The sequence below is a fragment of the Curtobacterium sp. MCBD17_026 genome (assembly GCF_003234895.2).
GTDB classification, from domain to species: domain Bacteria; phylum Actinomycetota; class Actinomycetes; order Actinomycetales; family Microbacteriaceae; genus Curtobacterium; species Curtobacterium flaccumfaciens.
On record NZ_CP126281.1, the window covers coordinates 1,468,961 to 1,487,063 of the forward strand.

Sequence of the window (18,103 nt, forward strand, 5' to 3'; positions counted from 1 at the left end):
CGGAAGCGGCACCCCCGGCGTGACCCTCAGCCCCTGGGCGCCAGTCGACCCGCACCCACCGGCAGCAGCCCGCTCCGGTACTCGAGCGCCGTCGCGCCGCCGACCGACACCGATGCCGCCCCGAACCGCCACGCTCGGTTGAACAGGTACACGCCGATCACCGTGTCGCCGTCGTCCGGCACCGCCCACGTGCCGGTGCCCCACTGGGCCGGGTGCCCCACCCCGTCGACGGTGACGGTCGGCCGGGCGAACCAGGCGAACAGGGGCCGGACGAGCCGGAGTTCGATCCGGCGCTTCGTCGTGCCGGAGGGGAGAGTGGTGTCCACCGTCGAAGGATACGGGGCACCGGAGCACCGGCCGGGCACGCACGGGCCACCGCCGCCTAGGCTCGGAGCCGTGTTCGAACTCCACCACCTCTCCGCACAGGAACTCTGGGACTGGATCCGCCGGGGCGAGGCGACCGCCCTCGAGGTCACCGAGCACTACCTGGCCCGCGTGGAACGCCTGGACGCCGGACTCGGCGCCTTCGTGACGGTCACCGCGGACGCTGCCCGGGCCCGAGCCGATCGCCTCGGTCACCTGCTGCCGACGTCGAGACCGTTGTGGGGCCTCCCGTCGGCCGACAAGGACCTGTACGACCGCGCCGGGGTCCCCACGCGGAACGGCACCGCGAGCCTGCCGGAGCGGCCCGCGTCGGCCGACCACCCGCTCGTCGCCGCGCTCGACGCGGCCGGCACCGTCAGCCTCGGTAAGACCGCGTCACCGGAGTTCGGCATGTCCTCGTCGTCCGAGACCCGGCTCGGCGTGACGCGGAACCCCTACGACACCGCGCGCGCGCCGGGCGGGTCGTCGAGCGGTGCGGCCGTCGCCGTCGCCGCCGGACTGCTGCCGGCCGCGGTCGGGTCGGACGGCGGCGGATCGGTGCGGATCCCCGCCGCGGCGACCGGACTCGTCGGGCTGAAGCCGAGCCGCGGCCGCGTGCCGTCGATGCCCGGCCGCTCCGGCGTCGGCGGCCTGTCCGTGGCCGGGCCGCTCACCCGCTCCGTCGCCGACGCGGGCATGCTGCTCGACGCGCTGGTCGCGCCGACCGGGCTGCCGGAGCCGTCGCCCTACGCCCTCGTCACCCCCGACGTCGGCGAGGGGCCGTTCACCGCGGCAGCCGTCCGCGGCGAGGGCCGGTTCGTCGTCGGGGTGCTCGAGGGGTCGCCGTGGGACGACACCGTCGACGTGGTCGTCGACCCCGCGGCCCGGGCCACCGTGGAGACCGCCGTGCGGGTGCTCGGCGAGGTCGGGCACGGCGTCGAGGACGTCCGGATGCCCCGGGTGCCGTACGCCGACGCGTTCCGGGTGGCGTGGGAGAGCTCCGCCGCCCGCCTGCCGCAGGTGCCCGGCATCGACCCGACGTCGCTGACCCCGCTCGTGGCGTGGCTCGTGGCCCGCGGACAGGCACTGTCCGGCACGCAGGTCCTCGACGCGATGACGACGCTCGACGCCTTCTCGACGACGCTCATCGGCGCCTTCGACCGGTTCGACGCGGTGCTCACGCCGACCCTCGCGATGACGCCGCGGCCCCTCGGCTGGTACGGCGACGACCCGGACGAGGACTTCCGCCGCCAGTGCGCCTACTCGCCGTGGACGTCGATGGCGAACGTGTCCGGGCTCCCCGCGATCACCCTGCCCGTCGGCGTGACCGACGACGACCACCCTGACGGTGGCGGGCTGCCGATGGGCGTGCAGCTGATCGGACGCCCCGGCGGTGAGCGCGTCCTGCTCGCGATCGGCGCGCAGCTCGAGCGCCGGTTGCGCTGGCAGCGGCGGCACCCGGCCGCCTGGACCGCCTGACGGGAGGCCCGGGGCCGGGTCCCACAAACACGCGTTCTCCGACAGACCACCAGTCGAACGACGCGTGGAATGTCGCAGGGCTCGTGCGCCCGCTCAGCTCGTCTCCTGCACCACCCGGATCACGCCGAGGCTCCCGTCGGTGGGGTCCGGCATGACCATCCCGGCGTCGAGCCCGCTGCGCAGGTAGTCGATCACCTCGGCCGTCAGCCGCTCTCCGGGCACGTACGCCGGGATCCCGGGCGGGTACGGGGTCGCCTGCTCGGCCGCGATCCGCCCCGCTGCCTGGTCGGCGGGCACGAGCTCGACCGCGCCGAAGAAGGCGTCGCGGGGTGTCATCACCGACTCGAGCAGCAGGCCCGACGGTTCCGGGATGCGGACCGGCGGCGTCTGCGGCAGGTCCGGTGCCGCCACGGCGAGCGACTGCAGGGCGTGCACGAGCCGGTCGGTCGTGAAGTCGTCGTCAGCCAGCGACACGTCGATGCCGAGGTGCCGGTGGTCGGAGAGACCGAGGTCGAGCCGGTGGTGTTCGCGGACCCAGTCGTGCGCCTGGTACCCGGTGATCCCGAGCGCTTCGACGTCGAGCAGCATGCGCATCGGGTCGAGCTGGTGCGATGCCTCCGCCCCGAGCAGCTCGTCGTGCAGGACGTGGATGCCGTCGATCGCCTCGATGCGCTGCCGGGTCTGCTCGGCGAGCGCGATGGTCTGCGCGATCAGCCCAGCGCCGTCGCGCATCATGTGCCGACGCCAGCCGTCCATGCCCGCGTAGACGAGCACGTTCGGGCTCGTCGTCATGAGCATGTCCGCGCAGGACCACAGGTGGTCGTGGTCGACGAGGTCGCCACGGAGGTGCAGCACGGACCCCTGCTCGAAGCCGAGGCCCATCTTGTGCACGCTCGTCACGCAGACGTCGGCGCCGGCGTCCATCGCCCACGAGGGCAGCTGCTCGGAGAAGGGCAGGTGCGCACCCCAGGCCTCGTCGACGATGAGGGGCTTGCCGCGCTCGTGGCACACCGCCGCGATGCCGGCGATGTCCGCGCAGGTGCCGTACGGGGTCGGGCTGACCACGAGTGCGGCGGCGGCGTCCGGGTGCTCGTCCCACACCGCGGCGTAGTCGGCGGGCGACGGCGGGTGGGAGATCCCCTGGTCACGGTCGAGTCGCGGCTCCACCCAGTACGGCTGCAGCCCGGAGAACACCAGGCCGGCGGTCACCGACTTGTGCGCGTCACGGCTGACCAGGATCCCGCCCTCGACGCCGGCGACCGCGAGCATCGCCGCCTTCACCGACAGGGAGCTCCCGCACGTCGAGAAGAAGACCGTGTCGGCACCGACGGCCTCGGCCATCAGGGACTCCGCGGTGGTCAGGTACCCGTTCGAGGACTTCCGGTCGTCGAGTCCGCCGCTGGCGAGCACGTCGGCGCGGAACGGGTCCTTGCCGAGCACGGCCAGGGTGTCGGCGTCGACGCCGCGGCCCTGCCGGTGGCCCGGTGGCGAGAAGCCGTAGCGGTCTCGGGCGTGGTAGTCCCGGAGCGCGTCGAGGAAGGGTGCCTGGGTCTGGTCGAGGTCGCCGCTCATGGATCCCGTCTACCCGGGCGGCGTGCACCGTCGGCTCAGGACGCCGGACTCGGTGGGCGCGGCGGGAGGTGCGACGGAGTCGTCGTCGTACGACGTCGACGGTGTCGCTCCGCGTCGGTACCCCCACGTTCGCCCCGGGCCGCGCCGGCCGCCCTACGGCAGCGTCGGTGCCGCCGCCACCAACGCCCGCGTCACCGGGTGCTGCGGATCGTCGAGGAGCGACACCGGTCCGTGCTCGACGATGCGGCCGTCGGACATCACCGCGACCGTGTCGCACAGCCGCTGCACGACGCCGATGTCGTGCGACACCAGCACGAGCGTCAGCCCGAGGTCGTCGGCGAGCGACCGGAACAGCTCGATCACCCGGGCACGGACCACCACGTCGAGGGCGCTCATCGGCTCGTCGCCGAACAGGATCCGGGGCGAGTGCACCACGGCCCGGGCGATCGCGATCCGCTGTCGCTGCCCGCCGGAGAACTCGTGCGGGTACCGGTCGACCGTGTCGGCGGGCAGGTCGACTCGCTCCAGCACGGCACGCACCAGGTCGTCGTGCGACCCCGGGACCTGCAGCGCCCGCAACGGCTCGGCCATGATCGCCCCGACGCGCATCCGCGGGTCGAGGGACGCGTACGGGTCCTGGAACACCACCCCGGTCTCGCGACGGAACCAGCGCAACGCCCGCGCGGACCGGGACGCGACCACCGGACGGCCGGAGGCGGCGACGGTGCCGGCGGAAGGGGCCTCCAGGCCGGCGAGCAACCGGACCAGCGTGGACTTGCCGGATCCCGATTCGCCGACGATGCCGAGCCGTGCGCCGGGAGCGACCGTCAGGTCGACGCCGTCGACGGCGGTGCGGACCGGACCGGGCTCGAACGGGCCGCGGCGGGGGAGTCGGTAGGTGCGGTGGAGACCGGAGGCCTCGAGGACGGGGAGGGTCACGGGGCGGTCCTCCTGGCGGTGGCACGTGCGGCGTCGACGAGCGCGGCGGTGGCGGGGTGCTGCGGTGCGGCGAGCAGGTCCGCGACGCGGCCCTGCTCGACCACCCGACCGGCGTCGAGGACGACCGCGGTGTCGGCGATGCGCGCGAGCACGGCGAGGTCGTGGGTGACGAACACCATGCCCGCCGGCAGGTGCTCGAACAGGTCGAGGATGCGGGCCTCCGTGGTGACGTCGAGCGCCGTGGTCGGTTCGTCGGCCACCAGGTACGACGGCTCGCCCGCCATCGCCATCGCGATGCAGATCCGCTGCCGCTGCCCGCCGGACAGCTGGTGCGGGTACTGCCGCAGCAGCGACTCCGGGTCGGGGAGGCCCACGGACGCCGCCAGGTCGACCGCTGCCGCGCGGGCCGCACGCCGGTCGAGCCCGCGGTGCAGCCGGAGCGGCTCCGCGATCTGCGCGCCGACCCGTCGCAGCGGGTCGAGCGCTGTGCCCGGCTCCTGGAACACCATCGCGATGCCCGATCCGCGGTGTCGCGCGCGCTCGCGGTCGGGCAGGCCGACGAGTTCGGTGCCGTCCAGGCGGACGCTGCCGGTCACGACGGCGCCGGTGGGCTCCAGGCCCATCAGGGCGAGCGAGGTCATCGACTTTCCGGATCCGCTCGCGCCGATCACGCCGACGCGCTGGCCGGGAGGCACGGTGAAGCTGACGTCGTCGAGGATCGTCCGCCCCGTGATGCGGACCGACAACCCGCGCACCTCGAGCCCGGAGGCTGCGGTGGCGTGGGCGGTGCCGGCTGCGTCGGTGTTGGCTGCGTGGTCGGTCATGCGGTCACCCCCGGCGTGGTCGTGCCGGGATCGGTCCGGTCGCTCGTCGTCAGCCGCGGGTCCGAGGCGTCACGCACCGCGTCGCCGAGCAACGACAGTGCCGCGACGACGAGGGCGATGGCGGCTCCCGGCCAGGTCGCACTCCACGGGTGGACCCCGATGTAGGTCTGCAGGTCGGACAGCAGGCTGCCCCACGAAGCGGTGTCCGATCCGGCGCCGTAGCCCAGGTAGGACAGCCCGGCCTCGGCGAGCACGGCCGTGGCCATCGCGAGCGAAAGCTGCACGGTGAACAGCGGCGCCGCGTTCGGCACCAGGTGACGGAAGAGCACCCCGGCACCGCCGACGCCGGACGCCCGGGCCGCCGTGACGTAGTCGCTCCGGGCGATCCGGCGGATCTCACCGCGGGCCACGCGGGCGATCGTCACGCCGAAGGACAGCCCGACGCTGACGATCACGACGCCGAGCGACCCGCCGAACACCGCGGTCAGGAGCATCGCGGTGAGCAGGGTCGGGAACGCCACCAGGATGTCGAGCAGGACCGCGGTGCCCTCGCGCACCCAGCGGGCGGTGAGCGACCCGATCGCGGTGAGGACGATGCCGACGACGCTCGCGATCACCCCGGAACCGACCGCGACGAGCACGGTGGTGCGGGTGCCGGCGAGCAGGTAGCTCGCGATGTCCCGGCCGGCGGCGTCGGTGCCGAACCAGTGCGCGGCGCTCGGCCCCTCCCACTGGTGGAACGGGTCGGCGCGGAACGGGTTCTGCGGTGTCCAGACGAGTGACACGGCGGCGAGCACGAGCAGCAGGCCGAGCACGACGACGGCGAAGACCCCGGTCGGCCGGGACACCAGGCGGCGGATCATCCCTGCACCTCGCGCTGTCGGGGGTCGAGGGTGCGGTGCACGACGTCGACGGCGAACCCGACGAGCAGCACGAGTCCGGTGAGCACGAGCAGTTCCGACTGCACCTTCGTGATGTCGCGGCGGCCGACGTCGGTCACGAGCATCCGGCCCACCCCGGGCAGGGAGAACAGCTGCTCGACGACGACGGCTCCGACGAGCAGCCCGGCGATCTGGACGCCGAGCACGGCGAGCACCGTGAGGGCGACGCTCGGCAGACCGTGGCGGAGCAGCGCCTGCGTGCGGGTGAGGCCGACGGCGGCGGCGGTGCGCAGGTGGTCGGCGTCGAGGACGGAGAGCGTGGCGGATCGGGTGAACCGGAGGATCACGGCGCCCTCGACCGCACCGATCGTGAGCGCGGGCAGCACGAGCGACGCGAACGCCCGCCCGGGTTCCGACCAGCCGTCGAGCGGGAAGCCCTGCGTCGGCAGCCAGTGCAGCGTCACCGCGAACAGGGCGACGAGGAGCATGCCGGCCCACACGACGGGCACGGCGGCGACCGCCTGCGCCGCGAACCCGATCACCGCGCCACCCGGGCGGCGACGGAGCACCGCGGCGATCACCCCGAGCGGGACGCCGATCACCAGCGCGGTCGCCAGGGACATCGCGGCGAGCGGCAGGGTGATCGCGAGCTTCTGCGCGATCTCCGGCGCGACGGCACCGTTCGTCACCAGGGAGCGGCCGAGGTCACCGCGGAACACGCCACCGATCCAGTCGAGGTACTGCACCACGACGGGCCGGTCGAGTCCGAGCTGCTGCCGGAGCTGTTCCACTTGCGCGGGGGTCGACTGCGTGCCGGCGACGACCTGGGCGACGTCACCGGGCAGCACGCGGAGCGTGGCGAAGATGATGACGCTCGCCACGAGCAGGCCGACGACGAGCAGGAGCACCCGCCCGATGAGGAACCGGGTCACGACACCGATGCTACGGGGACGCACCCCGCGCCGCGGCCGCTCCGGTTCACTTGACCGCGAGCTTCGCCAGGTCGAGGCGCGAGTTCCCGCCGTCGACCGGGAAGCCCGTCACGCCGGAGCGCACCGCGGTGATCTCGGTCGCCGTGTAGAGCCACTCGCCGGCCGCGTCCTCGCTGACGATGCGCGCCGCCTTCCGGAGTGCCTCGGTCTTCGTGGCCTCGTCGGTCGCCGCGATCGACTGGGCGTAGAGCGCCTGCACCGTCGCGTTGTCGTACCCGAAGTAGTAGTCCGGGTTCGCCCAGTTGCCGAAGTCACGGGCCTCGACGTGGTCGACCATCGACAGGTCGAAGTCCCGCTCGCCGGACTTCGGTGCCTGGAACACCGAGGACAGCCAGGTGGCGAAGTCGACACGCTTGACCGTCAGGGTGATCCCGACGTCGGCGAGCTGCGACTTCAGCACGTCGCCGATCGTGGTCGGGTAGATGTTCGCGTAGGTGAGCGTCAGCTTCAGGTCCCGCTGACCGGCGGCGGCCAGGAGCTTCTTCGCGTTCGCGGGGTCGTACGCGTCGATGTCGGTCAGGTCCTCGTAGCCGGGGTCGAGCTCCGGGATCGGGCCGCCCTGCTCCACGCCGGTGCCGCCGATCGCCTTGATGAGCGCCTTCGCGTCGATCGCCTGCCGGATGGCCCGGCGCACGCGCTCGTCCGTGAACGGTTCCTTGCGGTTGTTGAACGCCAGCGTGTACTTGTCGGTCGTCTTGCCGCTGTGCAGCGCGATGTCGGCGTTGCCCTGCAGCTGGCTCTGCAGCGTGCCGTCGACCGGGTTCAGGACGTCGAGGTCACCGTTCGCCATCGCGTTGACGGCGGTCGACGGGTCCGTGATGTACCGGAAGACGATCTTCGCGACCTTCGCCTTCGTGCCCCAGTAGTCCTCGTTGCGGTCGAAGGTGAGCGAGTCGCCCTGCTTCCAGTCGGTCACCTCGAACGGGCCGGTGCCGTTGGCGCTGTCGGAGAGGTCGTTCCCCGCGGCCTTCTCGAGCACCAGGCCCGAGCGACCGGTGAGGTTCCAGAGCAGGTCGGAGTCCGGCTTCGCCAGCTGCAGCACGACGGAGTCCTCCGACGGCGAGGTGATCGACGTGACGCCCGCGAGCTTGGCGGAGTCGACGTACGAGTCGTTCGACTTGACCTGCTCGAGCGACCACACGACGTCGGCCGCGGTGACCGGCTTGCCGTCCTGGAACGTCGTGCCGTCGCGCAGCGTGAACGTGTAGGTCAGGCCGTCGTCCGAGACCTCGTGTGACGAGGCCAGCACGTCGCGGACGTCGCCCTCGGCGGTCCGGCCGACGAGCCCCTGGTACACGTTGTCGATGAGCACCTGGTCGAGCGCCGCCCCGGACTGGGTGCGGATGTCGAGGCTCGTCGGCTCGAGCACCAGCCCGACGCGCACCGTGGCGTCCTTGCCCCCGGTGGTGTCGGATGAGCCGGAGCAGCCGGTCAACGCCAGGGCGGAGACGACGGCGATCGCAGTGGCGGCGAGGGCAGCACGCCCGATGCGCGAGGTGCGCGCGGTGCGACGGGGCAGGAGCGGACTCATGGGGTTGTGGGTTCCTTCCGGGCGCGAGGGCTGGGATCGGGCCTCGCGCTCGCACGAGGGTACCGGCGGCTGGTGCCGTCCGGCGACGGTTCTTCGATCGGGTGCAACAATCCGTGCCGCTCCGCCCATGCCCGGATCGCCGAAGCCAGTTCGAGGGGTGCCTGGTTCTGCACCGCGTGCCGCGAGGTCACCGTCACGATCTCGGCGTCCGGCAGGCGTTCGGCGAAGCCGGCGTGCAGCTTCGGGGAGACGTACCCGCGGTCACCCCGGACGAGCAGGATCGGCACGCGCAGGGCCTCGAGGTCCGGCCACGCATCAGCGAAGCGCCCCACCGACGACGTCCGCCCGGCGGGCAGGTGCGGGAAGTGGTGACGGCGCACGAGTCGCCCGTCCGCACCGAGGGCCGTCGTGTGCCGGGCCTCACGGAGCAGCACCTGCCGGTCGTCGCCGACCCGTGCCTCGATCGCCCGGTCGACGACCTGATCGAGGGACTCGAACGGCTCCTCGGCCTCGAGCGCGCGGGCGATCCGGTCGACCGCACGCTGCGCGAAGTCCGGCGACATGTCGACGAGCACGAGTCCGGTGACCCGCTCCGGCGCGGTGGCCGCGAGTCGAGCGGACAGGATGGCGCCGAGCGAGTGGCCGACGACGATCCCGGGCGGCACCGCGAGCGCGTCGAGCGCGTCGAGCACGCTGGGCGCCGTCGCGGCCGCCGCGTAGTCCGCGTCCTCCCGCCACGACGACCGGCCGTGGCCGGGCAGGTCGAGGGCGACCGCCGGCTCGCCCACGGCGAGTGCCGTGGTGTCGAAGCTGTGGGCGTCGATGCCGAGCCCGTGCAGGTAGGTGATCCGGGCCTCCTGGCCGTCGTCGCCCCACCTGATCGCGGAGATCTCCTGGCCGTCCGTGGTGCGGACCACCTGCCTGGAGGCGCGGAGCGGCGCATGCACGCCGCTCGCGCTGGCGAGGGCGGGCAGGTCGGCGAATTCGTCGTCGGGGGCTTCGGACACGGGGACGATCCTCGCACCGTTCCGGGGCCTGGAGACGTGAGGTAAGGCATGCCATACTCGATTCCGTGGCAACCCGGTATCGCGTCTTCTCCGTCCGCGTGGCCGCCGTCACGTCGCTCACCCCCAACTTCGTCCGGGTGACCCTGACGGGCGAGGCGCTCGCCGACTTCTCCTCGGTCGGTCTCGACCAGCGGATCAAGATCGTGCTGCCCCTGCCCGGCATCGGCTTCTCCGAATTGCCGGAGGACGAGGACTGGTACGCCGCGTGGCGTGCTCTGCCGGACGAGACCCGCAACCCGCTCCGCACGTACACCGTCCGCTCGTTCCGACCGGACGCCCGCGAGCTCGACATCGACTTCGTCGCGCACGGCGACACCGGTCCGGCGTCGCGCTGGGTGTCGGCCTGCTGCGTCGGTGACGAGCTGCGCATCGTCGGGCCGCGGGTCCCCGAGTCGCCGGAGGACCTGCCGACCGGGGCCGCCGAGTTCGCTCCCGGGCACGCGAACCGGATCCTGCTCGCCGGGGACGAGACCGCCGCACCGGCCATCTGCGCCATCCTCGAAGCCCTCGACGTCTCGGCCGTCGGCCACGTCTTCATCGAGGTGCCCACCGACGCCGACCGGTTGCCGGTCACCGCGCCCGCCGGGGTCGAGGTCCGCTGGATCGCCCGCAACGGCGCCACCCACGGGGTCCGGATGACCGACCAGGTGCACGCCTGGGCCTCCACCGTCGCGCCGACGTCCGTCGGCCGCGGTCCCGCTGTCGAGCTCACCGACGTGGACGTCGACGAGCAGGTGCTGTGGGACGTCCCCGCCCCGGTCGACGAGCGCCCCGTGTACGCCTGGATCGCTGGCGAGGCCGGCTGCGTCAAGGAACTCCGCCGCCACCTGGTGCGCGGTGTCGGCATCGACCGCAAGCAGGTCGCGTTCATGGGGTACTGGCGGCACGGCAGGGCCGAGCACTGATGCCGGCCGCGGGCACCGCCCTCGGTCCGGTCCCGACCACCGCGCTGGGGGCCCGAGGGCTGACCCTGGCCTACGACGACCGGGTCGTGGTGGACACGCTCGACGTCGACATCCCCGACGGCGAGCTCACGGTCATCGTCGGGCCGAACGCCTGCGGCAAGTCGACGCTGCTGAAGTCCTTCGCCCGCACCCTGAAGCCGCGAGCCGGCACGGTGTTCCTCGACGGGGCGCCGATCGACTCGTACCGCCCGAAGGCCGTCGCCCGGCGGGTCGGGATGCTCCCGCAGACCCCGATCGCCCCTGACGGCATCACCGTGCGCGACCTCGTGTCCCGGGGCCGGTTCCCGCACCAGGACCTGCTGCACCCGTCGTCCGGGTCCGACCGGCAGGCCGTGCAGGCCGCACTCGAGCAGACCGAGACCGTGTCACTCGCCGACCGCAGTGTCGACGAGCTCTCCGGCGGGCAGCGGCAGCGGGTGTGGATCGCGATGGTGCTCGCGCAGCAGACCGACATCGTGCTGCTCGACGAGCCGACGACCTTCCTCGACATCGCGCACCAGTACGACGTGCTCGAACTGGCCTCCACGCTGCACGCCGCCGGTCGCACGGTCGTCGCGGTGCTGCACGACCTGAACCAGGCTGCGCGCTACGCCACCCACGTCATCGCGATGCGCGACGGGGCGATCGTCTCGGCGGGGGAGCCGGCGTCGGTGCTCACCGCGGACCTCGTCGAGGACGTCTTCGGCCTGCCGTGCGTCGTCGTCCCCGACCCCGAGACCGGCACACCCCTCGTGGTGCCCCGGCGGCGCGCGGCCTGACGCGCTTGCGGCGCTGCCGCTGCTGCCGCCTGGCCGGCTCGCCGCCGAGTGGTCACGACACGTCGTGGGCCGGGCGCCGAGCGGTCACGAATCGTCGGCTGGGGGTGCCGCAGGCGACGGTCTGCGACCGCTCGCCGCGCACCCGGCGGGGTGTTGTGACCGGCCGTGACCCTGTTCCGGCGCCGCCACGCGCCTCCAGGCCGTCGATCGGTCGCGTTTCGTCGCCTGGCCGGCCCGCGGCCGAGTGGTCAGGACACGTCGTGGGCCGGGCGCCGAGCGGTCACGAACCGTCGGCTGGGGGCGCCGCAGGCGACGGTCTGCGACCGCTCGCCGCGCACCAGGCGGGGTGTTGTGACCGGCAGGCGGGTGCAGTGGGCGTTGGGCGCGGCGGCCTGGAGGCCCGGGGCGGCGCCGCCACGCGCCTCTAGGCAGTGGGCCGGTCGCGTTTCGTCGCCTGGCCGGCCTGCTGCCGAGTGGTCAGGACACGTCGTGGGCCGGGCGCCGAGCGGTCACGAACCGTCGGCTGGCGGCGCCGCAGGCGACGGTCTGCGACCGCTCGCAGCGCACCCGGCGGGGTGTTGTGACCGGCAGGCGGGTGCAGTGGGCGTGGGGCGCGGCGGCCTGGAGGCCGGGGCGGCGGCGCCACGCGCCTCCAGGCAGTGGGCCGGTCGCGTTTCGTCGCCTGGCCGGCCCGCGGCCGAGTGGTCAGGACACGTCGTGGGCCGGGCGCCGAGTGGTCACGAACCGTCGGCTGGGGGCGCCGCGGGCGACGGTCTGTGACCGCTCGCAGCGCACCCGGCGGGGTGTCGCGACCGACCGAGCCGCCGGTCGGCACGCCCGCCGAGGTGGCACGAACTGCCGCCCGACCGGCGTCGGGACGACAGTTCGCGCGACCACGACGACGCGCACACGGCGTGTCGTGCCACCGCAAGCCACCGCAGGCCACCGCAGGCGACCGCAAGCGACCTCGGCGGGACGCAGGACGCAGCGCCCGCCGCATCCGTCAGCGGTAGCCGCCGTCCTCCAGGCCGGCCTCGACCTCGAAGCGGTTCCGCAGGGGATCCCTCCCGGCGACGGCGTACAGCAGCGGCATGAGCATGCCGTACCGGCGCCACTGCTCGACGTGCACCCGCTCGTGCCGGAGCACCCGCGGGCCGTCGTTGTCGCGGGTCAGGTACACGGACCCGACGCAGGTGCCTCCGCGCCGGAAGACCCAGCGCGGCAGCCCCGTGCAGACCACGAGCCCGTCCTCCACCCGGATCCGCCCGGTCGACAGGGGGACGCCCACGGCGAGCCCGACGGCCGTCGCGAACACCCACCCCGCACGGGACACGGGGGAGTCGAGCAGCGGGTTGCGCACGCTCAGGCCGGGCGGCCGTACGTCTCGAGCAGGCGGAGCCAGATCTCGTTCATCGTCGGGTAGGCCGGCACCGCGTGCCACAGGCGGTCGATCGGGACCTCGCCCACGACGGCGACGGTGGCGCCGTGCAGCATCTCGGCGACGTCCTGGCCGACGAACGTGACGCCCACGACGACCCCGCGGTCCTCGTCGACGACCATCTTCGCGCGGCCCGTGTAGCCGTCGGCCTGCAGGGAGGACCCGGCGATCGCACCGAGGTCGTACTCGACCGCGCGGACGTTCAGCCCCTGCTCGCGGGCCTTCGCCTCGGTCAGGCCGACGCTCGCGACCTCGGGGTCGGTGAAGGTGACCTGCGGCGAGGCGGCGTGGTCGGCGGTGGCGACGTGTGCACCCCACGGCTCGGTGTGCAGCGGCGTGCCCTGGTACCGGGCCGCGATCGCCTCGCCGGCGGCACGGGCCTGGTACTTGCCCTGGTGGGTGAGCAGGACGCGGTGGTTGACGTCACCCACGGCGTACAGCCAGTCGGTGCCGTGCACGAGCATGGTGTCGTCGACGTCGAGCCAGTCGCCCGCGGTCAGGCCGACGGTCTCGAGCCCGAGGTCACGCGTGTGCGCGGCGCGGCCGGTGGCGGCGAGCACCTCGCTCGTGATGACCGTGGTGCCGTCGTCGAGCTCCGTGGTGACGAGACCGTGCTCGTCGCGGTCGACCCGGACCGGGTTGACGCCGGTGCGGACGTCGACGCCGAGTTCGCGCAGGGAGTCGGCGACGAGTTCCCCGGCGAAGGGCTCCATGCCGCCGAGCAGACCGTGCCGGGCGACGAGGGTGACCTTCGCGCCGAGGGACGCCCACGCGGTCGCGAGTTCCGAGCCGGAGACGCCGCCGCCGATGACGAGCAGGCTCTTGGGGACCTGCTGGGCGCTGGTGCCCTCGCGGGTGCCCCACGGCTTCGCCTCGGCGAGACCGGGCACCGGGGGCAGCGTGTGCAGCGAACCGGTGACGACCGCGACGGCGGCGCGCGCGGTGTGCGTCTCGCCGTCGACGTCGATGGTCTTCGGGCCGGTGATGCGGGCGTGCCCGCGGATCAGGTCGATGCCGGCGGACTCGAGCCACGCGACCTGGCTATCGTCCTTCCAGTCGGAGGTGAACGAGTTGCGGCGGGCGAGCACGTGTGCGGCGTCGAGCGTGCCGGTCACGGCCTGCTTCGCACCGTCGAGCCGCTTGGCGGCGGCGAGGGCGTGTCCGCTGCGCAGGAGCGCCTTCGAGGGCATGCACGCCCAGTAGGAGCACTCGCCGCCGACGAGCTCGGCCTCCACGATCGCGACCGACAGGTCGCGCTTCCTGGCGTAGTCCGCCACGTTCTCGCCGACAGCGCCGGCTCCGATCACGATGAGGTCGTAGTCCGTCATGCTGCCGAGCGTACGCGGGCCGGCAGGGGGTCCGCCGGTCGCGTCGTGCCCGTGCTCAGCCCACCCGGGAGGCGCTGGTCACCGCTCCGACGACGCGCAGGATCACGCCGAGGTCGTCCACCGCCCGGTCCGGGTCGACGGGGGCGAAGCCGGTGAGCGCGGCGCCGACGAGGCGGCGGCCGCGCGTCGCGGCCTGGATGCGCTCGACGAGCGCTGCGCCGTCGAGGCCGAACGGGACGGGTTCGAGGAGTCCGTCGACCTCGGACGGGTCGAGGACGTCGAGGTCGACGTGCACGAAGACCGATGCGGCACCGGTCCGCTCGACCGCTGCGGCGAGGGCGTCCGAGGTGGCGGCGTCGACGTCGAGGTGCACGATCCCGGCCTTGTCGAGGGCGGCCCGTTCGGCGTCCTCGACCCCGCGGACCCCGGCGACGACGACCGAGGACGCCGGCACCACGGGCAGGCCGGGGAACAGGTCGTCGGGGCGGTCGACCAGCAGGCGCAGGGCGGCGGTCTCGGCGGCGACGGGCTGGGCTCGATTGAGCGCGCGGTACCCGCTGGACCCGGAGATGCGGACGAACGCGGTGTCCGGTGCGAGGGCGGCGGTCGCGCCGAGGACACTGGCGCCGTCGCCGCCGACGACGAGCACCGGTTCGGTGGCGACGGCGGTTTCCTCGGCGACGCGTTCGGCGACGGCGAGCACCGAGGTGTAGCGGGCGACGGCGGTCTCGAGGCGGTCACCCGCTCCGGCCGGGACGTCGACCACGGTGGTGGACGCCCGGGGGAGGTCGGCCGCGATCGCCGACGCGCCGTCCCCGAGCCGCATCGCGCGCGACGACGCCGAACCCTGCCACTGACCGACCACGAGGAAGTGCATCGTCTCAGTCTGTCAGCTGGGGTCCGGCGTCGTCAGGGCGTTCGTCAGATGCTCGAGGATCCGCCGGACTTCAGCGCGGCGAGCCGTGCCTCGACCTCGGCGTCCTTGCCGACGTCCTCGAGGCTCTCGAACTGGGCGTCGAGGCTGGACGACTGCAGCTCCTGCTGGCCGAGCACCTTCGCCTCTTCGCGGCGGACCTTCTCCTCGAAGCGGCCGAGGTCGCTCGTCGGGTCGAGCACGTCGATGTTGCCGAGTGCGTCGTTGACGCGGGACTGCGCCTCGGCGGTCTTCGAGCGGGCGACGAGGTTGTCCCGCTTCGCGCGGAGCTGCTCGAGCTTCTGCTCCATGCCGGCGAGGCCGGTCTTGAGCTTCTCGACGGCCTCGTTCTGCGACGCCAGGTTCGGCTCCGCGTCCTTGACCTCTTGTTCGGCGGCGATCTGCTTGCCGATCGCGATCTTGGCGAGGTTGTCGAACTTGTCCGCCTCGGCCGACTTGCCCTCGGAGCGGTACTTGTCGGCGGCGGCCGAGGCGTTGGCGGCCTTCTGGCCCCACTCGACCGCGGCCTTCTTGTCCTCTTCGTGGTCCTGCTCGAGCAGGCGCACGTTGCCGATGGTCTGCGCGATCGCGGTCTTCGCGTCGGCGATGTTGTTCGTGTAGTCGCGGACGAGCTGGTCCAGCATCTTCTGCGGGTCCTCGGCGTCGTCGATGATCTGGTTGATGTTCGCGCGCACGAGGGTGGAGATGCGTCCGAAGATGGTCTGCTTGGCCATTGCTGTTCCCTTTCGTGGAAGTCCTGTGGACGGTGTTGTCGGGTCGTGTCTGGTTCTGGGGTGCCGGAGGTCGGGTCGGGTCCGGTCGTGTCGGGAGCGGGAGAGCGTGCCCGTCAGAAGCGGCCGCCGCCGGAGAAGCCGCCGCCCCCACCGCCGCCTCCGCCGAAGCCGCCACCGCCGCTGAAGCCCCCGCCGCCGCCGAAGCCACCGCCCCCGAAGGAGCCGCCGCCGTAGCTGCCGCCGCGACCGCCGAGCAGGCCGCCGAGGACGAGTCCGGTGACGAGTCCACCGAGCTGGGCACCACCACCGCCACCGCCCTGGCCGCCACCCCAGCCGCCGAGGTCGTCGTTGGCGGCGTCCATCGCTGCAGCGGCGTACTGCTCGGCCGCGCGGGCGGCGTTGAGCGCCTGGCCCGGGTTGTTCGGTGCGAGCTCAAGGGCGTCGTCGTAGGCGCGCTGGGCCTCGGACAGCCGGGTCCGGGCGGTGGGGCCGATGCCGCCGCGGTGCAGGGAGACGTAGTCGCGGGCCTGGCTGATCCGGTTCCGGGCGTCGCGCAGGGCCGCGTCGAGCGCCTGGGTGGCGCGCTGGCGCTGTTCCTCGGCACCGCGGGCCGCGGCGATGGCCTGGTCGATCTCCGTGTTCGCCCGGGTCAGCGCGTCGACGGCCGCCACGGGGTCCTTCGGGTCGAGCCCCTGGCGGAGCACGGCCTCGGCGCGGGTGACCGCGGCGGCGAGGTCCGGCCCGCCCGAGCGCAGGCTGCGGGCGGCGGCGACGTCCCCCTGGATGTCGATGCGCATCGCCTCGGCGCGGGCGGTGGCCTCGTCGAAGGACTGCTCGGCGGCGAGTGCGCCGTCGGTGAGTTGCTGCACCTGGGCGAGCGCGTGCTGGGCGTCACGGACGGCGACGACGGCCTCGCCCTTGTCACCGGCGGCGATCGAGGCGGTGGCCGCGTTCGAGCGTTCGGTGGCGAAGGCGAGCACCTGGTGAGCCTGGTCGACGTTGTTCGCCACGGTCGCGAGGGTGCGTCCGGTGTAGCGGGCGCGGACGCGGTCGAGTGCAGCGGCGGCGGCTCCGACCGAGGCCGGTGCGGCGGCCACGGCCTGGGCGAGCGACGCGGCCGCGTCCTCGATGCCGTCCTCGAGCGACCGGAGCTGGTCGAACGCCTCGGTCTGCTCCTCGATGGCGGCGTGCGCCCGTTCGCAGATCACGATGATCTGGTTCGCCCACTCGGCGCGCTGCTGGGGGGTGTCGGGGATCTCGTCGTCGAGCTGCTGCCGGATCGTGAAGGCCTTGCGGACCTCGCGCTGAGCGGCCTGCACGGCGTCGGCGAAGGGCTTGGCGGCGTCGGGGCCGAACTGCGCGCTCGCGAACCCGACCTCTTGCTCGGCGGTGCGGAGTTCGTCGTCGATGGTGACCAGCGCGCCGCCGGCGGTGCGTTCGAGGTCGGCGAGCGAGGCTTCCTGCGCCTTGGTCGCCGCGGCGGTGCGGCGCTTGTTCCGGGTCCGGATGACCAGGACCACGACGATGAGCCCGACGACCACGGCGAGCAGCAGGACCCACAGCCAGGTGAGGTCCACCGGGGCCTGCGACTGGGTCAGCCCGTCGGCGAAGGCCACGGCGGCGCCGGACCAGTCGCCCTGCTTGAGCCGGGGGAGCAGCGAGTCGTTGACGGCGTTCTCCACGTCGGACGAGGAGATCGCGGTCTCGTTCGTCTGCTGGACGTCGTAGTTGCGTTCGTCGACCGCGACCGAGAGCAGGATGCCGTCGGTGTCGATCTGGTTCTGCTCGAGCACGGCCCGGCCCCACTCGGTGTGGTCGGTGGGATCGGTGAAGGACGGCACGAACACGACGAACAGCTGCGTCTGGGTCTCGGAGTACAGGTCCTGCACGGCCTGCTCGACCCGCGCCTGCTGGGATGCGGTGAGCGCGTCGGCCTCGTCGAGGACGTACGCGCCGCCCAGGTCGACGGGCGCCGTGGCGTGGGCGGTCGCTGCCGGAGCCAGGACGATGAGCATCGCGACCAGGGCCGCCGTCACACGGCTCCACAGCCGCGTTGTCCCCCTGTGCCCGCTCGATCCGTCCGTGCCCGATCCGTGCTGGACCGCTCGCATCCGTCCTCCGTCCGTCGCCGGTCGGTACCCCGTGGCACCGCACCGGACCGCGCCACGAGTGCGCTGTCGCCCGGAGTCTATCCAGGCCACGCAGGGGCACGGACAGACTCTGGGGGAACGCTCCGGACCGTGCTTCCTGTGGACGTCTTGTCCCCCGGACGGGGTAGACTGGCGCCACTGTTCGAGGATGAACGGAAGGGGAAGAACG

At 73.4% G+C, this 18,103-nt stretch carries 16 protein-coding genes; 3 read left to right on the top strand and 13 right to left on the bottom strand.

From position 1 onward, the window contains the following. Positions 1-26: 26 nt before the first annotated feature. Positions 27-326: a hypothetical protein gene (locus tag DEI85_RS06955; RefSeq protein ID WP_110859035.1), complete on the bottom strand. Its 300-nt coding sequence runs from the start codon at positions 324-326 to the stop codon at positions 27-29. A gap of 70 nt (positions 327-396) precedes the next feature. On the opposite strand from DEI85_RS06955, the gene DEI85_RS06960 reads away from it, so the two are divergent. Further along, complete coding sequence (locus tag DEI85_RS06960; RefSeq protein ID WP_111123438.1) at positions 397-1,842, top strand: amidase; 1,446 nt, start codon at positions 397-399, stop codon at positions 1,840-1,842. Positions 1,843-1,935: 93 nt separating this feature from the next. Here the strand turns inward: DEI85_RS06960 and DEI85_RS06965 are convergent, their stop codons facing one another. From DEI85_RS06965 to DEI85_RS06995, 7 genes are all read right to left on the bottom strand, one after another. Then, positions 1,936-3,414, bottom strand: a complete 1,479-nt coding sequence (locus DEI85_RS06965) for an aminotransferase class I/II-fold pyridoxal phosphate-dependent enzyme (protein WP_111123437.1) — start codon at positions 3,412-3,414, stop codon at positions 1,936-1,938. A 153-nt stretch (positions 3,415-3,567) separates the two neighbouring features. Further along, positions 3,568-4,353, bottom strand: coding sequence for an ABC transporter ATP-binding protein (locus DEI85_RS06970; RefSeq protein WP_111123436.1), 786 nt, complete (start codon positions 4,351-4,353; stop codon positions 3,568-3,570). Then, positions 4,350-5,177 carry an ABC transporter ATP-binding protein gene (locus DEI85_RS06975; protein WP_111123435.1) on the bottom strand — a complete coding sequence of 276 codons (828 nt, stop codon included), beginning with the start codon at positions 5,175-5,177 and terminating at the stop codon, positions 4,350-4,352. Before DEI85_RS06975 ends, DEI85_RS06970 begins: the two co-directional genes overlap by 4 nt. After that, positions 5,174-6,040: an ABC transporter permease gene (locus tag DEI85_RS06980; RefSeq protein WP_110859031.1), complete on the bottom strand. Its 867-nt coding sequence runs from the start codon at positions 6,038-6,040 to the stop codon at positions 5,174-5,176. The genes DEI85_RS06975 and DEI85_RS06980 overlap by 4 nt, the downstream gene beginning before the upstream one ends. Continuing rightward, on the bottom strand, positions 6,037-6,990 hold the full coding sequence (locus DEI85_RS06985) for an ABC transporter permease (RefSeq protein WP_110859030.1): 954 nt from the start codon (positions 6,988-6,990) through the stop codon (positions 6,037-6,039). The genes DEI85_RS06980 and DEI85_RS06985 overlap by 4 nt, the downstream gene beginning before the upstream one ends. A 46-nt stretch (positions 6,991-7,036) precedes the next feature. After that, positions 7,037-8,581, bottom strand: coding sequence for an ABC transporter substrate-binding protein (locus tag DEI85_RS06990; protein ID WP_111123434.1), 1,545 nt, complete (start codon positions 8,579-8,581; stop codon positions 7,037-7,039). Next, positions 8,578-9,588 carry an alpha/beta fold hydrolase gene (locus DEI85_RS06995; protein ID WP_181435505.1) on the bottom strand — a complete coding sequence of 337 codons (1,011 nt, stop codon included), beginning with the start codon at positions 9,586-9,588 and terminating at the stop codon, positions 8,578-8,580. Before DEI85_RS06995 ends, DEI85_RS06990 begins: the two co-directional genes overlap by 4 nt. A 65-nt stretch (positions 9,589-9,653) precedes the next feature. Between DEI85_RS06995 and DEI85_RS07000 the strand changes: the two genes are divergently transcribed. Together DEI85_RS07000 and DEI85_RS07005 are read left to right on the top strand one after the other, a co-directional pair. Further along, on the top strand, positions 9,654-10,553 hold the full coding sequence (locus DEI85_RS07000; protein WP_258376336.1) for a siderophore-interacting protein: 900 nt from the start codon (positions 9,654-9,656) through the stop codon (positions 10,551-10,553). Continuing rightward, positions 10,553-11,371, top strand: a complete 819-nt coding sequence (locus tag DEI85_RS07005) for an ABC transporter ATP-binding protein (protein ID WP_111123431.1) — start codon at positions 10,553-10,555, stop codon at positions 11,369-11,371. The genes DEI85_RS07000 and DEI85_RS07005 overlap by 1 nt, the downstream gene beginning before the upstream one ends. Before the next feature lie 1,003 nt (positions 11,372-12,374). Here DEI85_RS07005 and DEI85_RS07010 read toward each other — a convergent pair. The 5 genes from DEI85_RS07010 to DEI85_RS07030 all read right to left on the bottom strand — a co-directional run bounded on the left by DEI85_RS07010 (position 12,375) and on the right by DEI85_RS07030 (position 17,820). After that, entirely contained in the window at positions 12,375-12,731 is a 357-nt protein-coding gene (locus DEI85_RS07010) for a Fe-S oxidoreductase (RefSeq protein ID WP_175330772.1), read from the bottom strand. A gap of 2 nt (positions 12,732-12,733) precedes the next feature. Next, the gene (locus DEI85_RS07015) at positions 12,734-14,137 is read right to left on the bottom strand and encodes a dihydrolipoyl dehydrogenase family protein (RefSeq protein ID WP_111123430.1); all 1,404 of its coding nucleotides are present in this window, start codon (positions 14,135-14,137) and stop codon (positions 12,734-12,736) included. A 55-nt stretch (positions 14,138-14,192) separates the two neighbouring features. Next, positions 14,193-15,014 carry an arginase family protein gene (locus tag DEI85_RS07020; protein ID WP_111123429.1) on the bottom strand — a complete coding sequence of 274 codons (822 nt, stop codon included), beginning with the start codon at positions 15,012-15,014 and terminating at the stop codon, positions 14,193-14,195. 44 nt (positions 15,015-15,058) lie between these two features. After that, the gene (locus DEI85_RS07025; RefSeq protein WP_110859024.1) at positions 15,059-15,784 is read right to left on the bottom strand and encodes a PspA/IM30 family protein; all 726 of its coding nucleotides are present in this window, start codon (positions 15,782-15,784) and stop codon (positions 15,059-15,061) included. 113 nt (positions 15,785-15,897) lie between these two features. Then, positions 15,898-17,820: a TPM domain-containing protein gene (locus DEI85_RS07030; protein ID WP_284183495.1), complete on the bottom strand. Its 1,923-nt coding sequence runs from the start codon at positions 17,818-17,820 to the stop codon at positions 15,898-15,900. Between the last annotated feature and the right edge of the window lie 283 nt (positions 17,821-18,103).

Bases quoted from the DNA above. Each gene is read 5' to 3' on its own strand.
- DEI85_RS06965 (WP_111123437.1), bottom strand. From the start codon at position 3,414: ATGAGCGGCGACCTCGACCAGACCCAGGCACCCTTCCTCGACGCGCTC.
- DEI85_RS06975 (WP_111123435.1), bottom strand. From the start codon at position 5,177: ATGACCGACCACGCAGCCAACACCGACGCAGCCGGCACCGCCCACGCC.
- DEI85_RS06980 (WP_110859031.1), bottom strand. From the start codon at position 6,040: ATGATCCGCCGCCTGGTGTCCCGGCCGACCGGGGTCTTCGCCGTCGTC.
- DEI85_RS06990 (WP_111123434.1), bottom strand. From the start codon at position 8,581: ATGAGTCCGCTCCTGCCCCGTCGCACCGCGCGCACCTCGCGCATCGGG.
- DEI85_RS07005 (WP_111123431.1), top strand. From the start codon at position 10,553: ATGCCGGCCGCGGGCACCGCCCTCGGTCCGGTCCCGACCACCGCGCTG.
- DEI85_RS07015 (WP_111123430.1), bottom strand. From the start codon at position 14,137: ATGACGGACTACGACCTCATCGTGATCGGAGCCGGCGCTGTCGGCGAG.
- DEI85_RS07020 (WP_111123429.1), bottom strand. From the start codon at position 15,014: ATGCACTTCCTCGTGGTCGGTCAGTGGCAGGGTTCGGCGTCGTCGCGC.
- DEI85_RS07025 (WP_110859024.1), bottom strand. From the start codon at position 15,784: ATGGCCAAGCAGACCATCTTCGGACGCATCTCCACCCTCGTGCGCGCG.